This window comes from Streptomyces spinosus (genome assembly GCF_020400655.1).
Taxonomy (GTDB): Bacteria; Actinomycetota; Actinomycetes; order Streptomycetales; family Streptomycetaceae; genus Streptomyces; species Streptomyces argyrophylli.
Map to the genome: position 1 here is coordinate 209,342 of NZ_JAINRC010000017.1, position 18,084 is coordinate 227,425.

Sequence of the window (18,084 nt, forward strand, 5' to 3'; positions counted from 1 at the left end):
CGGGGAGTGGGCGGGGAAGGGAGGAGAGGGGCGGTGGCCACCGCTTGCGCCCTTAAGTTGGTCCAGACCAATCCGGGTGTCAAGAGGTCCAGACCAAAAACGTCTCCGAACGGTGGCTCAACCTGTCCGGGTTTGGCGGGACTTGCTCCGGGAGAGTTCCACACCGGCTTCACCAACGCTGTTCTCCGGCCATACACCCGTGGATACAGTGCTCAGGTAGTCACGCAATGAAGTCGTCCTGGCGCACTGGAGTGACACCGGTGGGCCGGCGGGTGGAAAGAGCGGGGAGCTGCGCGTGCCAACTGCCATTGCCGTGACCAGTGCCGACATGGCACTGCCGGCGCAGGACGAGCGGACCATGCCCGCCGTCGTGCTGGCCGGCCTCGAAGACAAGCCGCTGGACCAGGCCCTCACCGAACTGCACGCCCTCACCGAACAGTACGGCTATGTGGTCGTCGTCTGCTCACAGGCCACCCCCGAGCCGGTCGTACGCCGGATCCACACCCTGCGCTCGCTGCTGGAGAGCGACCGCATCGCCCTGTTCCGGCCCGAGCTGCCGCCGCTCGGCATCGCCGTCCTGGCCCGGCAGCTGCGCCAGCTGGCCTCCTGCGACCTGAGCCCGGGGCTGCTCGCCTCCGCCGGCCGGCTGCTCACCCACTACATCCACGCCGGCGCCGTCCTCGGCTCCGTCGCCAGGCTGGACCGGATCCCGGTCGGCCTCAAGGCGCACGCCAGGTCCTGGATGCCGGGCAGCCAGTTCGCCGTCCTCGCGCACCCCGAGCCCCAGCTCGTCAAGGTGGCCCCCGAGGCCACCCTCAAGGGACCGGAGTTCAGCACCTGGATGCTGGTCGCGAAGGGGCAGCTGCAGAGCGACTGGGCCGCCGGGCTCGGCACGCGGTGGGGCGTGCACGGGCTGCGCGAGACCCCGCTGCCCGCCGAGTCCCCGGTGTGGTGGGGGACCGGCCGCATGGTCGAGTTCTGCGGCTACCTCGCCGACCTGTCCGTCCTCTACCAACTGGTCACCTCCGTACGGCAGACCAGCTGTCACTGGTGCGGCCTGGACGTCATCGGCGACCGCTGCGTCTTCTGCTCCGCCACCCCGCCCGTGTACGAGCCACCCCGCGCCCTGGAACCGCGAACGCCCGCCTGACCTGCGCGAACCTGACCCGTCCCGCTCGACCGATTCCCCCAATGAGGTTGCACGGTCCATGAACTCCCGTCAGCGCCGCGGCGTGATACTCCTGATCCTGTCGGTCCTGTGCGCGCTGGGCGCGTTCGCCGGCGTGCTCTCCGTCATCCACGACGCGAACTCCAAGGTCGGGCCCGAGGTCGCCGCCTACCGGGTCCGGTCCGAGGTGAAGCCGTACACCGCCCTGGACACGGGCCAGTTCGAGAAGATCGAGATGCCCAGGCGGTGGCTGTCCGGCAACGCCGTCACCGACCTCCGGCAGATCCGCGGCAAGATCGCCGTGACCACCCTGCACGCCGGCTCCCTGCTCCAGACCGACATGATCGTGGACCGGCCCGCCCTCAGGCCCGGCCAGCAGGAGGTCGCCATCATGATCGACGCGGCGACCGGGGTGGCCGGCAAGATCACCCCGGGGTCGCGGGTCAACGTCTACGCCACCTTCGAGGGGAAGAAGGAGGGCGACCCCGACCAGTCGAAGATCATCGTGACCAACGCCCGTGTCATCGACGTCGGCCGGATCACCGCCCTCGAACCCGACCGCGACAGGGACCGGCAGCCCACCGAAGCCGTCCCCATCACCTTCGCGCTGTCCACCATCGACGCCCAGCGCGTCACCTACGCCGAGTCCTTCGCCCAGCGCGTCCGGCTCGCGCTCGTGGCCCCCGGCAGCGAGACCAGCGTCCCCGACAAGGACCGCACCTACGAACTCGCGACGGACAAGTGAGAGGCGGCCATGCCCACCAGGATCCTCCCGGCCGGCGCGGACCCGGACGCCGTCCGCTCCCTCACCACCCTGCTCAGCCAGCTCCCCGACGCCGAGCCCCAGCCACCGGTGACCGACTCCACCCAGCTGGTCGACACCCTCGCCCGGCTCGCCGCCGAGTCGGTCGACGAACTGCCCGAGGTCGTGGTCGTCCACGAACGGATCGGCCCGGTCCCGGCCCTGGAACTGATCCGCGAGGTCGCCCTGCGCTTCCCGGCCGTCGGCGTCATCCTCGTCACCACCGACGCGAGCCCCGGCCTGTTCGCCGCCGCCATGGACTCCGGCGCCCGCGGCCTGGTCGCGCTCCCGCTGTCCTACGAGGAACTCGCCAACCGCGTGCAGGCCGTCGCCCAGTGGTCGACCGGCGTACGACGGCACCTCGGGCACGGCGCCGAGACGCTCGCCGGGGCCGGCGGCACCGTCGTCACCGTCAGCGGCGCCAAGGGAGGGGTGGGCGCCACACTGACCGCGATCCAGCTCGCCCTCGCCGCCCAGGCCTCCGGCCGCGCCACCGCCCTGGTCGACCTCGACCTCCAGACCGGCGACATCGCCTCCTACCTGGACATCCAGTTCCGCCGCTCGGTGGCCGACCTGGCCGGCATCACCGACATCTCGCCCCGCGTCCTCGCCGACGCCGTCTTCCGACACGACACCGGGCTCGCCCTGCTCCTCGCCCCCGGCGAGGGCGAACGCGGCGAGGAGGTCACCGACCGCGCCACCCGGCAGCTCGTCAGCGCCCTGCGCTCGCGCTACGAGGTCGTCGTCGTCGACTGCGGCGCCCAGCTCGGCGGGGCCGGCGCGGCGGCCGTCGAGATGGCCGACACCGCGCTGCTCGTCACCACCCCGGACGTCATCGCCGTACGCGCCGCCAAACGGACCGTACGGATGTGGGACCGGCTCCAGATCCGCAAGGCCGAGGAGACGACCGTGGTCGTCAACCGGCACACGCGCCACACGGAGATCCAGCCCGCGCTCGTGCAGCGCATCACCGGGACGGCCCTGGCGCGTACGGCCGTCCCCGCCAACTTCAAGGAGCTGCAGGGGGTCGTGGACGCCGGACGGGTCCACGAACTCGACGCCAGGAGCACGGTCAAGCAGGCGCTGTGGGCGCTCGCGGGGGAGCTCGGGCTGGTCCGGGCCGCGGAGGGAGCCACCCACCGCGGCAGCGGGCGCGGTTCCGTGAGCCTGCGGCGGCGGAAGGAGTGAGCCCCCGATGAGAAGGCCGGACGGAGACCGGGGACAGGTCAGCGTCGAGTTCCTGGGCATGACCCCGCTGATCGTTCTGACGCTGGTGCTCATGTGGCAGGCCGTACTGGTGGGGTACGCCTTCACGCTCGCGGGGAATGCTGCGGACGAGGGCGTGCGGGCAGGGACGGCGGCACCTCCGGGGGAGCGGTTCGGGGTGTGCCAACAGGCCGCACTGAAGCACCTGTCGGGGGCATGGCAGGAGGGCGCCAGCGTGGAGCACTGCGGCGGCACCGGCTACGTGACGGCCGACGTGGCCGTCAAGGTCCCCGTCCTCTTCCCCGGCCTCATCGACTTCCCCGTCACCGTCCACGGCCACGCCGGAGCCGTCGAGGAGGCGAAGCACTGAGATGCCGTACCGCCGCCCGGGACGCGACCGGGGTCAAGTGGCCATCGAATACCTGGGGTTCATCCCCGTCCTGCTCATCGTCGGGCTGGCCGGAATCCAGCTCGGCGCCGTCGCCTACGCGGCCGAGCAGGCCGGTACGGCGGCCCGGGCGGGGGCGCGGGCGGCCTCGCTGGACCAGTCGTACGCCCAGGCCTGCGCCGACGCCGTGAGCGGCGGACTGTCGGTGTCCTGCTCGTCCGCCGAGGGGGGTGACTCGGTCACCGTCACCGCGACCGTCCACATCCCCACCGTCGTCTGGGACCTCGGCTCCGCCACCAAGTCCGCCACCATGCCGCTCGACCACTGACCGAGGAGAGGCGACCCCATGAGTCTGCGGGCACGCATCAGCACCCCGGAGGAGCACGGCAGCCGGGGCGAGGACGGGCACCTGGTCGCCTCCTACCGGGCCAAGCTGCTGGAGGAGATCGACCTCGCGGAGATGAGCTCGCTCGCCGCCGCCGAACGCCGGGCCCGGCTGGAACGGGTGCTCGGGCACATCATCAGCCGCGAGGGCCCGGTGCTGTCGACGGCCGAGCGCTCCCAGCTGATCCGCCGGGTCGTGGACGAGGCGCTGGGCCTCGGCATCCTGGAGCCGCTGCTGGAGGACGCGTCGATCACGGAGATCATGGTCAACGGGCCGGACGCCGTCTTCGTCGAGCGCGGCGGCCGGGTGGAGCAACTGCCCCTCCGGTTCGTCTCCGCCGACCAGCTGATGCAGACCATCGAGCGGATCGTCTCCACGGTGAACCGCAGGGTCGACGAGTCGAACCCGATGGTGGACGCCCGCCTGCCCTCCGGCGAGCGGGTCAACGTCATCATCCCGCCGCTCTCCCTGACCGGCCCCATCCTCACCATCCGCCGCTTCCCGCGCTCCTTCACCCTCCAGGAGCTGATCGGGTTCGGCTCGCTGGACGAGCACATGGTGTACCTGCTGGCGGGCCTGGTGCAGGCGAAGTTCAACATCATCGTCTCCGGCGCGACCGGCACCGGGAAGACCACCCTGCTGAACGCCCTGTCCGGGCTGATCCCGTCGCACGAGCGCATCATCACCATCGAGGACTCCGCCGAACTCCAGCTCCAGCAGAGCCATGTGGTCCGCCTGGAGTCACGCCCGCCGAACGTGGAGGGCAAGGGGCAGGTCACCATCCGGGACCTGGTCCGCAACTCGCTGCGGATGCGCCCCGACCGGATCGTGGTCGGCGAGGTCCGCGGCGGCGAGTCCCTCGACATGCTCCAGGCGATGTCCACGGGCCACGACGGCTCGCTGGCGACCGTGCACGCCAACAGCGCCGAGGACGCGCTGACCCGGTTGCAGACCCTGGCCTCCATGTCCGACGTCGAGGTGCCCTTCGTCGCCCTGCACGACCAGATCAACAGCGCGGTCGACGTCATCGTCCAGCTCACCCGGTTCGCCGACGGCGTCCGCCGGATCACCGAGATCGCGCTGCTCGACAGCCACGGCGGAGAGCCGTACCGGCTGGCGACCGTGGCCCGCTTCGACGCGCGGCCCATGACCCCGGACGGCCGCGTGTACGGCGAGTTCCGGTACTTCCCGCTGCCCCGCCGCACCGCCGACCGCCTCTACATGGCGAGCCAGCCCGTCCCGCAGGCCTTCGGCGTCGCCCGCTCCGCCGACCAGCTCGCCACCCGAGAAGCCAGGTAGGACTCCAGGACATGGAACTGCACACCCTCGTCCAGCTCACCACCGGCGTGACGCTGCTGACCTGCGTCCTGGCGGTGGCCGGCGTGCACGCCTACGCCTCCGGCCGGGCCCGGCGCGCCGCCCTCGTGGACCGCCTCGCGCACACCGGCGCGCCACCCGCGGCCGGCCGCACACGCCGCTTCCGCGACCTGGACCGGCGGCTGCGCCGCACCCGCCTCGGCCGCTGGCTGGAGCGGCGCCTGGCGGCCACCGGCCTGGACGTCACACCGGGGGAGTTCTTCGCCGCCATGCTCGCGACGGTGGCCGCGCTGTGGCTGATCGGCCAGGCCACCCTGGCCCCGTTCTTCGGACCGCTCGCCGGTCTGCTGGGCATCTGGGCGGCGGTCCAGTTCCTCAACTGGCAGCGGCAGAAACGCATCGAGCGCTTCATCAACCAACTTCCCGAACTGGCCCGCATCCTGGCCAACGCCACCCAGGCCGGCCTCGCCCTGCGCACCGCGATCGGCATGGCGGCGGAGGAGCTGGAGGCCCCGGCCGGCGAGGAACTGGCCAAGGTCGCCGACCAGCTGGCCGTCGGCCACTCCCTGGACGACGCCCTCGGCGAGCTGGCCGACCGCCTCCCCTCCCGCGAACTGGTCGTCCTCGTCACCACGCTGGTCCTGTCGAACCGGGCGGGCGGCCAGGTGGTCTCCGCCCTGCGGAACCTGACCGAGACCCTGGAGGAGCGCAAGGAGACCCGGCGCGAGATCCGTACCCAGCTCACCCAGGTGACCATGACGTCGTACGCCGTGCCCGTCCTCGGGATCGGCGCGTTGTTCCTGATGAACGGCGTCAAGGACGGCGCGCTCGAACGCATGACCGGCTCGCCGGTCGGCCAGGCCTGCGTGATCATCGCGTTCGCCATGTACGCCGTCGGCTTCGTCCTCATCCGCCGGATGAGCCGGATCGACGTCTGAGGGAGGTGACCCGATGGCATACCTGCTCGCCCTGCTGATGGGCCTCGGCGTCTGGGGCGTCTTCGCCGGCATCCGCATGTACCGCGCGGAGGCCAGGCTCCCCGGCGACCTCGCCGTCGCCCTGGAGGTCGGCGCCACCCGCACCGGCGCGGTCGGCTCGGTCATCGACCGCATGGGCATGCGCTACGCCCCGGTCGTGCTGCGCCTGATGGGCCCGCGCCTGGTGGCCAGGTACCGCCGCAAGATCGACCTCGCGGGCAACCCCGGCGGCCTGACCCTCGACCGCTACGCCGCCCGCCGCGCGGTCTACGGCGCCCTCGGCGGCGTCGGGTTCCTGGTGTTCCTCCTGCGCGGTCAGTGGTTCGTGGCCGTCCTGCTGCTCCTGTTCGGCGCGTTCTGGACGGAGGTCGGCCTCTGGTCGGCGATCCGGGTCCGCAAGGACGTCATCGAACGCACCCTGCCGGACTTCCTGGACGTCCTCGCCGTGGTGGTCAGCGCGGGGCTCGGCTTCCGGCAGGCCCTGGACCGGGTCGCCTCCCGCTACGAGGGCCCGTGGGCCGACGAACTGCGCATCACCCTGCGCCAGATGGACCTCGGCATGAGCCGCCGGGAGGCCTTCACGGAGCTGCGGCGGCGCAACGACTCCGAGCAGGTGGCCATGTTCGTCACGGCCCTGCAGCAGGGCGAGGAGCTGGGGGCACCCATCGTGGACACGCTGGTCTCCCTGGCCAAGGACATGCGCCGCACCGACGCCCAGAACGCCCGCCGCAAGGCCGCGCGGGCGGTGCCGAAGGCCACGCTGATGATCACCACGTTCATGGTCCCGGCGACGATGCTCCTGCTGGGCGCGGGCCTGCTCCTCGGCTCCGGCGTGGACTTCGGCTCGCTCACGGGAGAGTGACGACGGCCGTGACGGTGACGGGTTCGACGGTGCTGAGGGGGCGTACGGGCCGGGGCGTACACGCGGGCGTGGCCCGGGCCGGGGCGTGGCTGCGGGCGGCGGGGGTGAGGCGGGGTCCCGCGGTGGCCGGGCCTGAGCGGGGTCCGGGGGCGGCCGGGCCTGAGCGGGGTCCGGGGGCGGCCGGGTCGGAGTGGGATCCCGCGGCGGCCAAGATCAGGCGGAATCAAGAGGTGGCCGGTGCCGGGGCGCAGGCCCCACCGCGGCCGGCGGCGACGGACCCGGTGACGGCGGCGCCACCGGCCGAGCCCTCCGAGAAACTGCAGATCCGCGCCCTGCAGGCCCTGTGCCGCCAGGTCTTCGGCTTCCGTCTGGCGATGATCGTCCTGTCGGCCCCCGCCGCCCTCCTCAACGCGGCCCCCGGCCTGGGCGCCCGCCTGGTCGGCGCGGCCGTGGTCGTCACCTTCATGGTGTCCTACGTCCTCTTCCGCGACTGGGAACGCTTCGGCCCCCTCCTGCTGCGCCACCCCAGCCTCCTGGCCGCCGACACCCTCTTCGGCTCCCTCCTCCTGATCTCGGCCGGCCCGGACACCACCCTCGCCTACGTCAGCGTCTGCACCCCGCTGCTGGCCGGCCTGGTCTACGGCTGGCGCGGCGCCGCATGCTTCGCCTCGCTCCAGTCCCTCATCCTGCTCCTGGTCCACGCCACGCTGAAGGCCGACCGCCACGCGCCGGTGGCGGAGGCCCTCCTCCTCCCCGGCCTCTGCGTCATCGCCGGCGCCATGGGCTCCACCCTGCGCAACCTGATGCTCCGCTTCGGCACCGCGACCCAGGCCCTGACGACGGTCCAGACCCGCCTCGCGGCGGCGGAGGCGGTGAGCGCGGAACGCGCCCGGCTGGCCCGCGAGATGCACGACTCCGTGGCCAAGACCCTGTACGGCGTCGCCCTGGCGGCGGACGGCCTGGCGGCCACGGCTTCGTCCGCGGCGCCCGATCCGGCCCGCGTCAGGGAACAGGCGGAACTGGTGTCCCGTTCGGCGCGCAGGGCGGCGGCGGAGTCCCGGGAGCTGCTGACGGACCTGCGCCGGGACCAGCCGGACCGGACCCCGCTGTGGCAGGAACTGGCCCACCGCGCGTCGGACTTCACCAGGCGCACCGGCTTGCGGGTCACGTGTGGCTGGGAAGGGCGGGAGGAGGCCGGCCTTCCCCTGCTCCCGGACCCCCTGGCCCGCCACGTCCTCGCCATCGTCACCGAGGCGCTGGAGAACGCCCACCGGCACGCGTCCGCGACCCGCGTGGACCTACGGGCCGCGGTCGACGGCCACCTGCTCCGGGTCACGGTCCACGACGACGGCAGGGGCCTCCCGCCGGGCACCACACTCCAAGAGCTGCGCGGCTCCGGCCACTTCGGCCTGCTCGGCATGGTCGAACGGGCGGCGCAGGCCGGTGCCCGGATCCGCATCGGAAGGGACAGCCACGAACGAGGCACGGAGGTCCGCCTGGAGGTCCCCTTGCCGGCACCGCCACCCGAGTCCCGACCCGCCTGAGAGGAGGCCCATGCGTCCCCGACGACCACCACAGCCCCTCCCGCCGCCGGCGCCGGCGTCCCCGCCGCTGCGGCTGCTGGTCGCCGACGACAACCCCGTCGTCCGCGCCGGCCTGACGGCCCTGCTGTCGGCCCACCCGGACACCACGGTGGTGGCGGAGGCGAGGGACGGGCGGGAGGCGTACGAGGAGGCGGTCCGGCACCGGCCCGACGTCATCCTCCTCGACGTCCGCATGCCCGGACTCGACGGAATCTCGGCGTTGCCCCACCTGGTGGGGCTGGCCCCCGTCATGATGCTCACGTACAGCCACGAGACGGAGACCGTGCGGGAGGCGCTGCGGCTGGGTGCGGGGGGATATCTGGTGCATGGCGAGTTCACGACGGAGCAGCTGGTGAGGGCGGTACGGGATGTACGGGAGGGCCGGCCGCACGTGACACCGGGGGCGGCGAGGGCGTTGCTGGAGGGACTGCGAGGGGATGCACCTGCACACACCCCTCCCCAACTCGCCTCTGCTGAGCACCCTTTATCTTCCAACCCTCTTTCGCATCTGCAACCATCTGTGGGACAGTCGTTCCGGTCACGGTTCCGGCTGAGCAGCAGGGAGGCGGAGATCATGGACCTCATCGCGTCCGGCATGACCAACCAGCAGATCGCCGCCGCCTGCTTCATCAGCGAGAAGACGGTCAAGAACCACATCAACCGCATCTTCGCCAAGCTCCACAGCACGACGAGGTCCCAGGCGACGGCGAAGTGGCTGGGGGTGGCGTGACATGCCCCGACGAGACACCGCCCGACACCCCGAATGGGCCTGGGGTTGGGCCCTGGGGCCCTCTGACTCGTGCTGCTCGCAGCTTTACGTTTCCGGAATCCGAAGCGAAGCCGGAGGGGAGCGTCATGAACGACTGGATGCTGAAGTTCATGGTGGCGATGCAGCGCCGCACCGACGACAAGGGGCAGACCGCCGTCGAGTACCTCGGGATCATCGCGGTGGTGGTGGCGATCGTGCTGGCGGTCACGGGTACCAGCATCGGATCGGCGATCCTCGACAAGATCATGGCGCAGATCAACAAGATCGTGTGAGACGCCTGCGCCGTTACGGCGATGCCGGGCAGGCCTTCCCCATCTACATCACGGTGGTGGCGGGCCTGCTCTTTCTTGCGTTCGCCTACCTTGCGGTGGGTCAGGCGGCAGTGAACCGTGGCGGCGCTCAGACAGCCGCTGACGCAGCCGTGCTGGCAGCTGCCCAGAACGGGCGTGACCAACTAGCGGCCGCGTGGATCGCCGATTTGCTCGACCCGGACAAGTGGGAGGACGTCTTCCACGGCGAGACGCCGGTCGACAACCCCTGTGCGCGTGCGGAGCAACTCGCGGCGCAGAACGACGCCACGCTGAATGACTGCAACTGGCAGCTTCTGCGGTACACGGTCGATGTGGAAGCGAACAAGTCGGTCGGAGATTCCGTTGTCCCCGGCACAGAGGACATTCACTCCAAAGCCGCCGCCACAGCCGTGATCGAGCCTCGCTGCACGTTCGACCCTCCCGAGGAGGCGGGCAGGGGCGATGAGCTGCCCCCACTCGAGTGTGACGGCAAGACCTGGAATCTGGACCCGGACGATGAAGCCACTCTGCCCGCGCCGGAGGATCTGTTCGACGTCCACCTGGCCGATGGACAAGCCCACGACGATTGATGAGGAAGCGGAGCGATGAGCATGCGGTTCACTGCGAAGGCCCGCAGGGGGATGGTCGCGCTGACCGTTGCTGCTGGGCTGGCCGTTAGCGTTGCCGGTTGCGGTGGCGGAGGGAATGACGACAAGAAGCCGGAGACCTCCGCGTCGGCCTCCAAGGGCGATGGCTCCCAGCCGAGCCCTCAAGAGGGGCAGTCAAAAGCACCTTTGGCAGAGCTCAAGGGGCAGGATGGCCTTCTCCTCCAGGTGACCTCCGCGCAGCGGGATTCCGGTGGATTCGTCACCATAAACGGAAGCCTGAAGAATGACGGGGCGCAGTCGGTGGTCATCCCGTCTGCCCTTCGCGGGGACGAGACTGAGATTGTTCAGCATGGGACATCTCTTGGTGGTGCCACCCTGGTGGACGCCAACGGAAAGAAGCGCTACTACGTGCTCCGCGACACGGACGGGCGACCCCTCACCACGACCGGTCTTTCAACTATCCAGCCAGGTCAGACCATTCCTGTCTTCATGCAATTCCCCTCCCCACCCACGAACACCACCGAGGTGACCCTCCAGCTGCCCACCTTCGCCAGCGCTTCCGTCAAGATCTCCGGGTGAGGCCCAAGTGACCGCATCCCGCATCACCCTCGCAGCCGCCGCGCTCGCCCTGGCCGTGACTCTCGCCCCCACCCCCGCGCTCGCGGACGACACCGGCCCCAGCGAACCCCCCGGTACCGAACCCTCCGCCGCCGCCCCCGTGAAGGTCGACCCCACGGATCCGGATCTGAAGCTTCCGGAAGGGGCCACGCTGGCCGAGGCCAAGGTGCTGGACATCAAGTCGGTCGTGGAGGACCAGAGCGGGGACGAACGGCGCGAGGACACCAACGCCGACGTGACCTTCGCCCTCCAGGCCGAGGTGCTGTTCGGCAAGGACAGCGCCAAGCTCGGCGCGGAGGCGAAGGCCCGTATCGCCGGCATCGCCGAGGAGATCAGGAAGCAGAACGCGACCCGGGTCCGCGTCTTCGGCTTCACCGACAACCTCGGCTCCTCCGCCCACGGCGACACCCTCTCCAAGCAGCGCGCCAACGCCGTACAGGCCGTACTGGACCAGGACCTGAACGCCCCGTCCGTCACCTTCGACGTCCGCGGCTACGGCGAGCAGTACCCGATCGCCGACAACTCCACCGAGGCCGGCCGGAAGAAGAACCGCCGGGTGGAGGTGTCCTTCCCCCGTACCCAGCAGTGAGACGGCGCCCCGGCCGGCCCGGGTCCGCCCCCGGGGTCACCCCACGTCCGTCCCCGTCCCCATGTCCACCTCCACTCGTGCTCCCGGCCGCAGCCCCCACCCCGCCATCGCCCCCGCCCCCGCCTCCAGCACGTGCCGTGCCCGCAGGCGCGGCAGGCCCAGGCGGCCGGGGCGCATCGTGCGGACGGCGATGACGGTCAGCCGGCGGTCCAGGTAGGCGACGTCGATCGGGATCCGCATCCCGAACGTGTGCACCCCGCCGGCCGGCGACAGCAGCAGCGCCCCGTCGACCGCGTCCCGGCCCAGGAGGCCCTTCGTCCGCGCCCGGTAGGAGGCCGCGATCTCCAGGGGGACGCAGACGGCTGACCGCTCCCCTCCAGAGGCGGGGGCGGAGCCCGCCCGCACGATCAGCCGTCCCCGTCCGTCCCGCCAGCGCCGTCCCATGCCCCGACCTCCCACGCCCGGCCATCCGTGTCGTCAACTCGCCCGGCAACGTAAACGCGTTGTCCTTTGCCGTCCTCCCCACTAGGAAGGGCTCCATGACAGGACTCGGTGTCGTTTTCCGTCCCCAGCTTCCTCCCGAGCGGCTGCGGGCCGTCGCCCGTCTCGCGGACGACGTGGGGCTCGAGGAACTGTGGCTGTGGGAGGACTGCTTCCTTGAGGGCGGGGTGTCCACGGCCGCCGCCGCGCTCGCCTGGACCGAGCGGGTGCGGGTCGGCATCGGACTGCTGCCCGTGCCGCTCAGGAACGCGGCCGTCACCGCGATGGAGGCCGCCTCGCTGGAGCGCATGTTCCCCGGCCGGGCCATCCTGACCCTGGGGCACGGGGTGCAGGACTGGATGGGCCAGGTCGGCGCCCGGGCCGCCTCCCCGCTGGGCCTCCTCGGAGAACATCTCGACGCCCTGCGGGCCCTGCTGCGCGGGGAACGGCTCAGCGTGCGCGGGCGGTACGTCCAACTGGACGACGTCGCCCTCGACTGGCCCCCGCGGCGCCCGGTCGACGTCCTCGCGGGCGGCACCGGACCGCGCACGCTCCGGCTCTCCGGCGAGAAGGCCGACGGCACCCTGCTCACCGCCGCGACCTCGGCGGACGGCGTGCGACGGGCCCGCGAGCTCGTGGAGGAGGGGCGGCGGGCGGCCGGACGCGACGGTTCGCACCGGATCGTGGTCTATCTGCTGGCCGCCACGGGTGAGGGCGCCGAGGAACGGATGCGTGCCGAACTCGCCGCCGAGGGGCTGGAGGCGCGGGCGGACGTGGGGGTCGCCGGGGACGCGGGCGCGGTCGCCGAGGCGGTACGGCGGCTGGCCGGGGCCGGCGCGGACACGGTCGTCCTGCAGCCGACGGCGGACGAGCCCGACCCGGAGGGCTTCGTGCGGTTCGCCGCGCGGGAGGTCCGGCCCCTGGTGCCCTGAGCGGACGGCTCGGCGCGGAGCCACCGCAGGTCGGGGACGTTGTCAGTGGCGGGTGGCACACTTCCCTCATGACGGGGAGAAGTCGGATCGATGCGCACAGTGATCGGCGGAGGGGCGGAGTGCCGGACGAGGATGCCTCCGTGCGTCTGCGGGGCGTCACGGAACGGGATCTGGAGGCCCTCTTCGCCTACGAGCACGACCCCGAAGCCGCCCGGCGGTCGAGGTTCACCCCCCGGCCGCGGGACGCCTTCTTCCGGCACTGGCGGGAGCGGGTGCTCGGCGACCCCGACTGCCTGGCGCGGGCGGTCACCGTCGACGGGGAGGTCGCCGGGAGCGTGGTGTCCTGGACGCAGGAGGGACGGCGGTTCGTCGGGTACTGGCTCGGTCGGCCGTATCGTGGCCGCGGGATCGGGACGCGGGCACTCGGCCGGTTCCTGGAACTGGAGCCGGTGCGTCCGCTGTACGCGGACCCCTTTGCCGGCAACACGGCCTCCGTGCGGCTCCTGGAGGCGCACGGCTTCGAGCGGGCCGGCACGGTCCGCCACGGGACGGACGAGCACGTCCTGATGGTTCTCGCGGCGCCGGCCGGGCAGGGCTGAGGGCGGTCCCGGCCCGGCGGCGAAAAACAGGGGGCAACCGCGGGGGCTCGCTGGGATCATGGCCGTATGACTTCCCAGCGTTCCTTCGAGGACCTCGTGGCCGAGGGTGCCGCCGTACCGACCGAGGGGTGGGACTTCTCGTGGTTCGAGGGGCGGGCCGCCGAGGAGCGGCCGTCGTGGGGGTACGCCCGGTCGGCCGGGGAGCGGCTGGCCGGGGCCGAGGCCGTGCTGGACATCCAGACCGGTGGCGGTGAGGTGCTGGACTTCGCGCTGAGCCGGGCGGAGCCCGCCCGGCCGGTGCTGGCCGCGGCCACCGAGGGCTGGCCGCCGAACGTGGCGAAGGCCACCGCCCTGCTGCGGCCCCGGGGCGTCGTGGTGGTCGCCGCCCCGGACGACGCGCCGCTGCCGTTCGCGGACGGCGCCTTCGACCTGGTGCTCAGCCGGCACCCGGTGCGGCCGTACTGGGCGGAGATCGCCCGGGTGCTGCGGCCCGGCGGGACCTACTTCGCCCAGCACGTGGGGCCGAGCAGCGTGTTCGAGCTGGTCGAGTACTTCCTCGGGCCGCAGCCGGAGGAGGTGCGCGGCCGCCGTGACCCCGAGCGGGAGCGGGCCGACGCCGAGGCGGCGGGCCTGGAAGTGGCCGAATTGCGGGCGGAGCGGCTGCGGGTGGAGTTCCACGACATCGCCGCCGTCGTCCACTTCCTGCGCAAGGTGGTGTGGATGGTTCCGGACTTCACGGTGGAGGCGTACGAGCCGCGGCTGCGCGCGCTGCACGAACGGATCGAGAGGCAGGGGCCGTTCGTCGCGCACAGCGCCCGGCATCTCTTCGACGTACGCAAGCCGGGTCGTCGGCCGTAGGCCGGCCGGAGTTCACCCGCGGTTTCCACATTGTTATCGATCGCGGTTCCCATCGGTCCCCTCGATCACGTAAGTTCAGACCAAGGTTATTCGCGTGAGCAAAGCTGCGCGGGCGGTACCGCGCAGTGGAGGGGGCTGCGCGGTGCCGTGGAGCCGCGCGGTCGCCCTTCGGCGGCGTAGCGGAGGCGTCAAGTCCGCCCTTCGCTGACGGCGTCGCCCGTCCGGGGGGACCCGGGGCAACTCGCCGATGAACCCCAAGATGGCCTAATCCTTGCGAATCCATTCGTATCCCACCGGATTTCCCTGCAATTCCGTTGTGAACCGGCCATGACGCCCCCATGAATCCCGCATTCCGCGACCACCGGGGCGTCGCCGGATGATTCCGGAGAGTAGTTGTGGCCCGCCGATGCACCCACCAACCCTTACGAAGGGTTATGGTGGAAACCCCCCCTCGGGCCGGTCCGTCTCCCCCCCACGGACCGGCCCGTTTTTCTTTCCCGCTCCGGGAACCCGGTCCGGGAACCTCCCGGCCCCGCTGTGCCGTCCCCACTGAAGGGCCGGGCCATGACCAACCCCCGAGCAGCGGTAGGCTCAACGGCTCCGGCACCCCGTCCCCCGCGCCCAACCCCCGCGCCCAACCCCCGGAGGGTCACGTGAACCTGCGCGACAAGCTGCGCGGCCTGCTCGTCAGGCTCTACGCACGCCGGGTGGAAGGCCACCTGGACCACGCTCAGGTGCCCAAGCACATCGGCGTCATCATGGACGGCAACCGCCGATGGGCGAAGGCGTCCGGCTCCAGCACCGTGCACGGGCACCGGGCCGGCGCCGAGAAGATCGAGGAGTTCCTCGGCTGGTGCACCGAGACCGACGTCGAGGTCGTCACCCTGTGGCTGCTGTCCACCGACAACTTCGACCGGCCGCAGGAGGAACTCGTCCCCCTGCTCGGCATCATCGAGGACGTCGTGCGCACCCTCGCCGCCGACGGCCGCTGGCGGGTGCACCACGTCGGCACGATGGACCTGCTGCCCGCGCAGATGCAGACGGCCCTGAAGGAGGCCGAGGAGGCCACCGCCCACATCGACGGGATACTCGTCAACGTGGCCATCGGTTACGGCGGCCGGCAGGAGATCGCCGACGCCGTGCGCTCCATGCTCCTCGACGCGCAGGACAAGGGCGTGTCCATGGAGGACCTCGCCGACTCCGTCGACGTCGACATGATCGGCCGTCACCTCTACACCGGCGCCCAGCCCGACCCCGACCTGGTGATCCGCACCAGCGGGGAACAGCGGCTGTCCGGATTCATGCTCTGGCAGACCGCCCACTCGGAGTACTACTTCTGCGAGGTCTTCTGGCCGGCCTTCCGGAAGGTCGACTTCCTGCGCGCCCTGCGCGACTACGCCGCACGTCACCGCCGGTACGGCGGCTGAACCGCCGGTCCCGCCCCGTCGCCGCCCGGTGACGGGGCGTTGTCGTTTACCCCGATTGGCGCAGACGTAACGAGGAGTTCACCGGTGCGCCGATGGCCGCATCTGCATGGCCGCGCGTCATCGAGGGCATAAGCCAAGCAGGTCGTCGCCCGAACCACGGGCGTCGGATCTCAGCGGGCGGCACGGGGTCGCCCGCCCGGGAGGCCCTTTGCACCAGCCCGACCGTGCGGTCACCGCACGGAAGCAGCCGCGGAGGGCCGGTTCACGGCCCGCCGTGCGCGGGGGCCGGACACCGGTCCAGCATCACTTCGTCGCTCCCCGACCTCATCCGAGGGGGTACGTCCTTCCGTGGTGACCAGCACAAAGCGCCACAAGCCCGACCGGCGCACGTATGTTCTCGACACCAGCGTCCTGCTGGCCGACCCGAACGCCCTGGCCCGCTTCGACGAGCACGAGGTCGTGCTCCCCATCGTGGTGGTCACGGAGCTGGAGGCCAAGCGGCACCATCCGGAACTCGGCTACTTCGCCCGCCAGGCCCTGCGCCTGCTGGACGACTACCGGGTGAAGCACGGTCGCCTCGACGCCCCCATCCCGATCGGGGAACTGGGCGGGACGGTCCGGGTCGAGCTCAACCACTCGGACCCCAGCGTGCTGCCCACCGGCTACCGCCTGGGGGACAACGACTCGCGCATCCTCGCGGTGGCCCGCAACCTGCAGGCCGAGGGGTTCGACGTCACCGTCGTGTCGAAGGACCTGCCGCTCAGGATCAAGGCGTCCTCGGTCGGCCTCCTCGCCGAGGAGTACCGGGCCGAACTGGCCATCACGGAGAACTCCGGCTGGACCGGGATGACCGAACTCACCCTGCCGGGCGAGCAGGTGGACATCCTCTTCGAGGAAGGGCACGTGTACGTCCCGGAGGCGGCCGACCTCCCGGTGCACACCGGCCTGACCATCCAGTCCGAGCGCGGCAAGGCGCTCGGCCGGGTCACCGCCGAGGGCAACGTCCGGCTGGTGCGCGGCGACCGGGAGGCGTTCGGCATCAAGGGCCGCAGCGCCGAGCAGCGCATCGCCCTCGACCTGCTGCTCGACCCGGACGTCGGCATCGTCTCGATGGGCGGCCGGGCCGGCACCGGCAAGTCGGCGCTGGCGCTGTGCGCGGGCCTGGAGGCGGTCCTGGAGCGCCGCCAGCACCAGAAGGTGATGGTCTTCCGTCCGCTGTACGCGGTCGGCGGGCAGGAGCTGGGCTATCTGCCGGGTACCGAGGCGGAGAAGATGAGCCCGTGGGCCCAGGCCGTCTTCGACACCCTGTCGGCGGTCACCAGCCGGGAGGTCATCGAGGAGGTCACCGCGCGCGGCATGCTGGAGGTCCTGCCGCTCACCCACATCCGGGGGCGCTCGCTGCACGACGCGTTCGTGATCGTGGACGAGGCGCAGTCCCTGGAGAAGAACGTCCTGCTGACCGTTCTGTCCCGCATCGGCGCCAATTCACGTGTCGTTCTCACGCATGACGTGGCGCAGCGGGACAATCTGCGCGTAGGCCGCTACGACGGCGTTGTCGCCGTGGTGGAGAAACTGAAGGGACACCCGCTCTTCGCCCACGTCACGCTGACGCGTTCCGAGAGGTCCCAGATTGCGGCGCTTGTGACCGAAATGCTGGAGGACGGCCACATCTGACGCATCTCACCCGCAGGTGACGGCTGTTGGCGCCGTCCGGCAAAGGCCACGAGCCTAGCCGGGCGGCGCCTGCGTGTGCGGAGCTTTCCTGAAATCCCCAGGGCCAAACGGGATGTGAGCTTTCACACGCAACACAGAATTGCCACGCGGCGTCCGGTTACGGCAGAGTCTCGTTCCTGTCAGGCCCCGCATACGACACAGCTGTACCCCCAGCGGTAGAGCGCCCCTTGAGCACCACCAACTCCATAGAGTTCGTCGTATGCCGCCCGCGCACCACGCGGCGCTCCCTTCCGGGGAGTTGCCCACCGGGCCCGCGCCTCCCGTGACCCCGCAGTTGGGAGGCCAGTGTCAGGGGCACGATCGCGTCCGCCAGGGTCACCGAAGCGGGCGATGCTGGAAGGAAACCGTGTGAGCCGGATTTCGGTCCGGGGATTCGCAGTGGCCTCCGCCACCGCGGTCACCGCTGTCGGAAGCGTCGTCGGCGTTGCCTCGGGCAGCACCGCGCAGACCAACGACGCCGAGGCGACGGCAGCCGACACCACGCTCCTGGCC

Annotated in this window: 20 protein-coding genes and 1 pseudogene; 20 read left to right on the forward strand and 1 reads right to left on the reverse strand. The window is 71.5% G+C overall.

Annotated features, from left to right (window positions below; genetic code table 11):
- Nucleotides 1-328: 328 nt before the first annotated feature.
- The 14 genes from LG395_RS30545 (at nucleotide 329) to LG395_RS30610 (ending at nucleotide 11,562) form a co-directional block, all read left to right on the forward strand.
- The gene (locus LG395_RS30545; RefSeq protein WP_225811915.1) at nucleotides 329-1,150 is read left to right on the forward strand and encodes a hypothetical protein; all 822 of its coding nucleotides are present in this window, start codon (nucleotides 329-331) and stop codon (nucleotides 1,148-1,150) included.
- 58 nt (nucleotides 1,151-1,208) lie between these two features.
- Nucleotides 1,209-1,913 carry a Flp pilus assembly protein CpaB gene (gene cpaB / locus LG395_RS30550; protein ID WP_171153265.1) on the forward strand — a complete coding sequence of 235 codons (705 nt, stop codon included), beginning with the start codon at nucleotides 1,209-1,211 and terminating at the stop codon, nucleotides 1,911-1,913.
- Between the two features lie 9 nt (nucleotides 1,914-1,922).
- Nucleotides 1,923-3,158 (forward strand): CpaE/TadZ family protein, encoded by a 1,236-nt coding sequence (locus tag LG395_RS30555; RefSeq protein ID WP_171153264.1) that lies wholly within the window; start codon nucleotides 1,923-1,925, stop codon nucleotides 3,156-3,158.
- 7 nt (nucleotides 3,159-3,165) lie between these two features.
- Nucleotides 3,166-3,546, forward strand: coding sequence for a TadE family protein (locus LG395_RS30560; RefSeq protein WP_171153262.1), 381 nt, complete (start codon nucleotides 3,166-3,168; stop codon nucleotides 3,544-3,546).
- A 1-nt stretch (nucleotide 3,547) separates the two neighbouring features.
- A complete protein-coding gene (locus LG395_RS30565; RefSeq protein ID WP_225811894.1) occupies nucleotides 3,548-3,892 on the forward strand; it encodes a TadE/TadG family type IV pilus assembly protein in 345 nt (114 codons plus the stop codon).
- Nucleotides 3,893-3,910: 18 nt separating this feature from the next.
- Nucleotides 3,911-5,248 (forward strand): TadA family conjugal transfer-associated ATPase, encoded by a 1,338-nt coding sequence (locus tag LG395_RS30570; RefSeq protein WP_225811895.1) that lies wholly within the window; start codon nucleotides 3,911-3,913, stop codon nucleotides 5,246-5,248.
- Nucleotides 5,249-5,259: 11 nt separating this feature from the next.
- On the forward strand, nucleotides 5,260-6,204 hold the full coding sequence (locus tag LG395_RS30575) for a type II secretion system F family protein (protein WP_225811896.1): 945 nt from the start codon (nucleotides 5,260-5,262) through the stop codon (nucleotides 6,202-6,204).
- A gap of 13 nt (nucleotides 6,205-6,217) precedes the next feature.
- Nucleotides 6,218-7,105, forward strand: a complete 888-nt coding sequence (locus LG395_RS30580; RefSeq protein WP_171153254.1) for a DUF5936 domain-containing protein — start codon at nucleotides 6,218-6,220, stop codon at nucleotides 7,103-7,105.
- An 8-nt stretch (nucleotides 7,106-7,113) separates the two neighbouring features.
- Nucleotides 7,114-8,649: a sensor histidine kinase gene (locus tag LG395_RS30585; protein ID WP_372463483.1), complete on the forward strand. Its 1,536-nt coding sequence runs from the start codon at nucleotides 7,114-7,116 to the stop codon at nucleotides 8,647-8,649.
- Nucleotides 8,650-8,659: 10 nt separating this feature from the next.
- Nucleotides 8,660-9,418 (forward strand): response regulator, encoded by a 759-nt coding sequence (locus LG395_RS30590; protein ID WP_171153252.1) that lies wholly within the window; start codon nucleotides 8,660-8,662, stop codon nucleotides 9,416-9,418.
- A 125-nt stretch (nucleotides 9,419-9,543) separates the two neighbouring features.
- Nucleotides 9,544-9,729, forward strand: coding sequence for a hypothetical protein (locus LG395_RS30595; protein WP_225811898.1), 186 nt, complete (start codon nucleotides 9,544-9,546; stop codon nucleotides 9,727-9,729).
- Entirely contained in the window at nucleotides 9,726-10,337 is a 612-nt protein-coding gene (locus LG395_RS30600) for a pilus assembly protein TadG-related protein (RefSeq protein WP_225811899.1), read from the forward strand. The genes LG395_RS30595 and LG395_RS30600 overlap by 4 nt, the downstream gene beginning before the upstream one ends.
- Before the next feature lie 15 nt (nucleotides 10,338-10,352).
- The gene (locus tag LG395_RS30605) at nucleotides 10,353-10,934 is read left to right on the forward strand and encodes a DUF3426 domain-containing protein (RefSeq protein ID WP_225811900.1); all 582 of its coding nucleotides are present in this window, start codon (nucleotides 10,353-10,355) and stop codon (nucleotides 10,932-10,934) included.
- Between the two features lie 7 nt (nucleotides 10,935-10,941).
- Complete coding sequence (locus LG395_RS30610) at nucleotides 10,942-11,562, forward strand: OmpA family protein (protein ID WP_372463484.1); 621 nt, start codon at nucleotides 10,942-10,944, stop codon at nucleotides 11,560-11,562.
- Between the two features lie 36 nt (nucleotides 11,563-11,598).
- Here LG395_RS30610 and LG395_RS30615 read toward each other — a convergent pair whose 3' ends face one another.
- Nucleotides 11,599-12,006, reverse strand: a complete 408-nt coding sequence (locus LG395_RS30615) for a DUF192 domain-containing protein (RefSeq protein WP_225811901.1) — start codon at nucleotides 12,004-12,006, stop codon at nucleotides 11,599-11,601.
- Between the two features lie 59 nt (nucleotides 12,007-12,065).
- Here LG395_RS30615 and LG395_RS30620 point away from each other — a divergent pair, with 59 nt between their 5' ends.
- The 6 genes and pseudogenes from LG395_RS30620 to LG395_RS30645 all read left to right on the forward strand — a co-directional run.
- Complete coding sequence (locus LG395_RS30620) at nucleotides 12,066-12,974, forward strand: LLM class flavin-dependent oxidoreductase (RefSeq protein WP_225811902.1); 909 nt, start codon at nucleotides 12,066-12,068, stop codon at nucleotides 12,972-12,974.
- Between the two features lie 68 nt (nucleotides 12,975-13,042).
- The gene (locus LG395_RS30625; protein WP_372463485.1) at nucleotides 13,043-13,573 is read left to right on the forward strand and encodes a GNAT family N-acetyltransferase; all 531 of its coding nucleotides are present in this window, start codon (nucleotides 13,043-13,045) and stop codon (nucleotides 13,571-13,573) included.
- Between the two features lie 66 nt (nucleotides 13,574-13,639).
- Nucleotides 13,640-14,431, forward strand: coding sequence for a class I SAM-dependent methyltransferase (locus tag LG395_RS30630; RefSeq protein WP_225811904.1), 792 nt, complete (start codon nucleotides 13,640-13,642; stop codon nucleotides 14,429-14,431).
- Nucleotides 14,432-15,084: 653 nt separating this feature from the next.
- Nucleotides 15,085-15,858: an isoprenyl transferase gene (locus LG395_RS30635; RefSeq protein ID WP_171153237.1), complete on the forward strand. Its 774-nt coding sequence runs from the start codon at nucleotides 15,085-15,087 to the stop codon at nucleotides 15,856-15,858.
- Nucleotides 15,859-16,206: 348 nt separating this feature from the next.
- Complete coding sequence (gene phoH2 / locus LG395_RS30640; RefSeq protein WP_171153235.1) at nucleotides 16,207-17,532, forward strand: RNA 5'-3' helicase PhoH2; 1,326 nt, start codon at nucleotides 16,207-16,209, stop codon at nucleotides 17,530-17,532.
- Between the two features lie 390 nt (nucleotides 17,533-17,922).
- Nucleotides 17,923-18,084 (forward strand): annotated as a pseudogene (locus tag LG395_RS30645) (lytic transglycosylase domain-containing protein); the annotation flags it as partial.

What these genes read in the sequence shown, in the direction of transcription:
- LG395_RS30545 (WP_225811915.1), top strand. Translation starts at nt 329, where the DNA reads ATGGCACTGCCGGCGCAGGACGAGCGGACCATGCCCGCCGTCGTGCTG.
- cpaB (WP_171153265.1), top strand. Translation starts at nt 1,209, where the DNA reads ATGAACTCCCGTCAGCGCCGCGGCGTGATACTCCTGATCCTGTCGGTC.
- LG395_RS30555 (WP_171153264.1), top strand. Translation starts at nt 1,923, where the DNA reads ATGCCCACCAGGATCCTCCCGGCCGGCGCGGACCCGGACGCCGTCCGC.
- LG395_RS30560 (WP_171153262.1), top strand. Translation starts at nt 3,166, where the DNA reads ATGAGAAGGCCGGACGGAGACCGGGGACAGGTCAGCGTCGAGTTCCTG.
- LG395_RS30565 (WP_225811894.1), top strand. Translation starts at nt 3,548, where the DNA reads ATGCCGTACCGCCGCCCGGGACGCGACCGGGGTCAAGTGGCCATCGAA.
- LG395_RS30570 (WP_225811895.1), top strand. Translation starts at nt 3,911, where the DNA reads ATGAGTCTGCGGGCACGCATCAGCACCCCGGAGGAGCACGGCAGCCGG.
- LG395_RS30575 (WP_225811896.1), top strand. Translation starts at nt 5,260, where the DNA reads ATGGAACTGCACACCCTCGTCCAGCTCACCACCGGCGTGACGCTGCTG.
- LG395_RS30580 (WP_171153254.1), top strand. Translation starts at nt 6,218, where the DNA reads ATGGCATACCTGCTCGCCCTGCTGATGGGCCTCGGCGTCTGGGGCGTC.
- LG395_RS30590 (WP_171153252.1), top strand. Translation starts at nt 8,660, where the DNA reads ATGCGTCCCCGACGACCACCACAGCCCCTCCCGCCGCCGGCGCCGGCG.
- LG395_RS30595 (WP_225811898.1), top strand. Translation starts at nt 9,544, where the DNA reads ATGAACGACTGGATGCTGAAGTTCATGGTGGCGATGCAGCGCCGCACC.
- LG395_RS30605 (WP_225811900.1), top strand. Translation starts at nt 10,353, where the DNA reads ATGAGCATGCGGTTCACTGCGAAGGCCCGCAGGGGGATGGTCGCGCTG.
- LG395_RS30615 (WP_225811901.1), bottom strand. Translation starts at nt 12,006, where the DNA reads ATGGGACGGCGCTGGCGGGACGGACGGGGACGGCTGATCGTGCGGGCG.
- LG395_RS30625 (WP_372463485.1), top strand. Translation starts at nt 13,043, where the DNA reads ATGACGGGGAGAAGTCGGATCGATGCGCACAGTGATCGGCGGAGGGGC.
- LG395_RS30630 (WP_225811904.1), top strand. Translation starts at nt 13,640, where the DNA reads ATGACTTCCCAGCGTTCCTTCGAGGACCTCGTGGCCGAGGGTGCCGCC.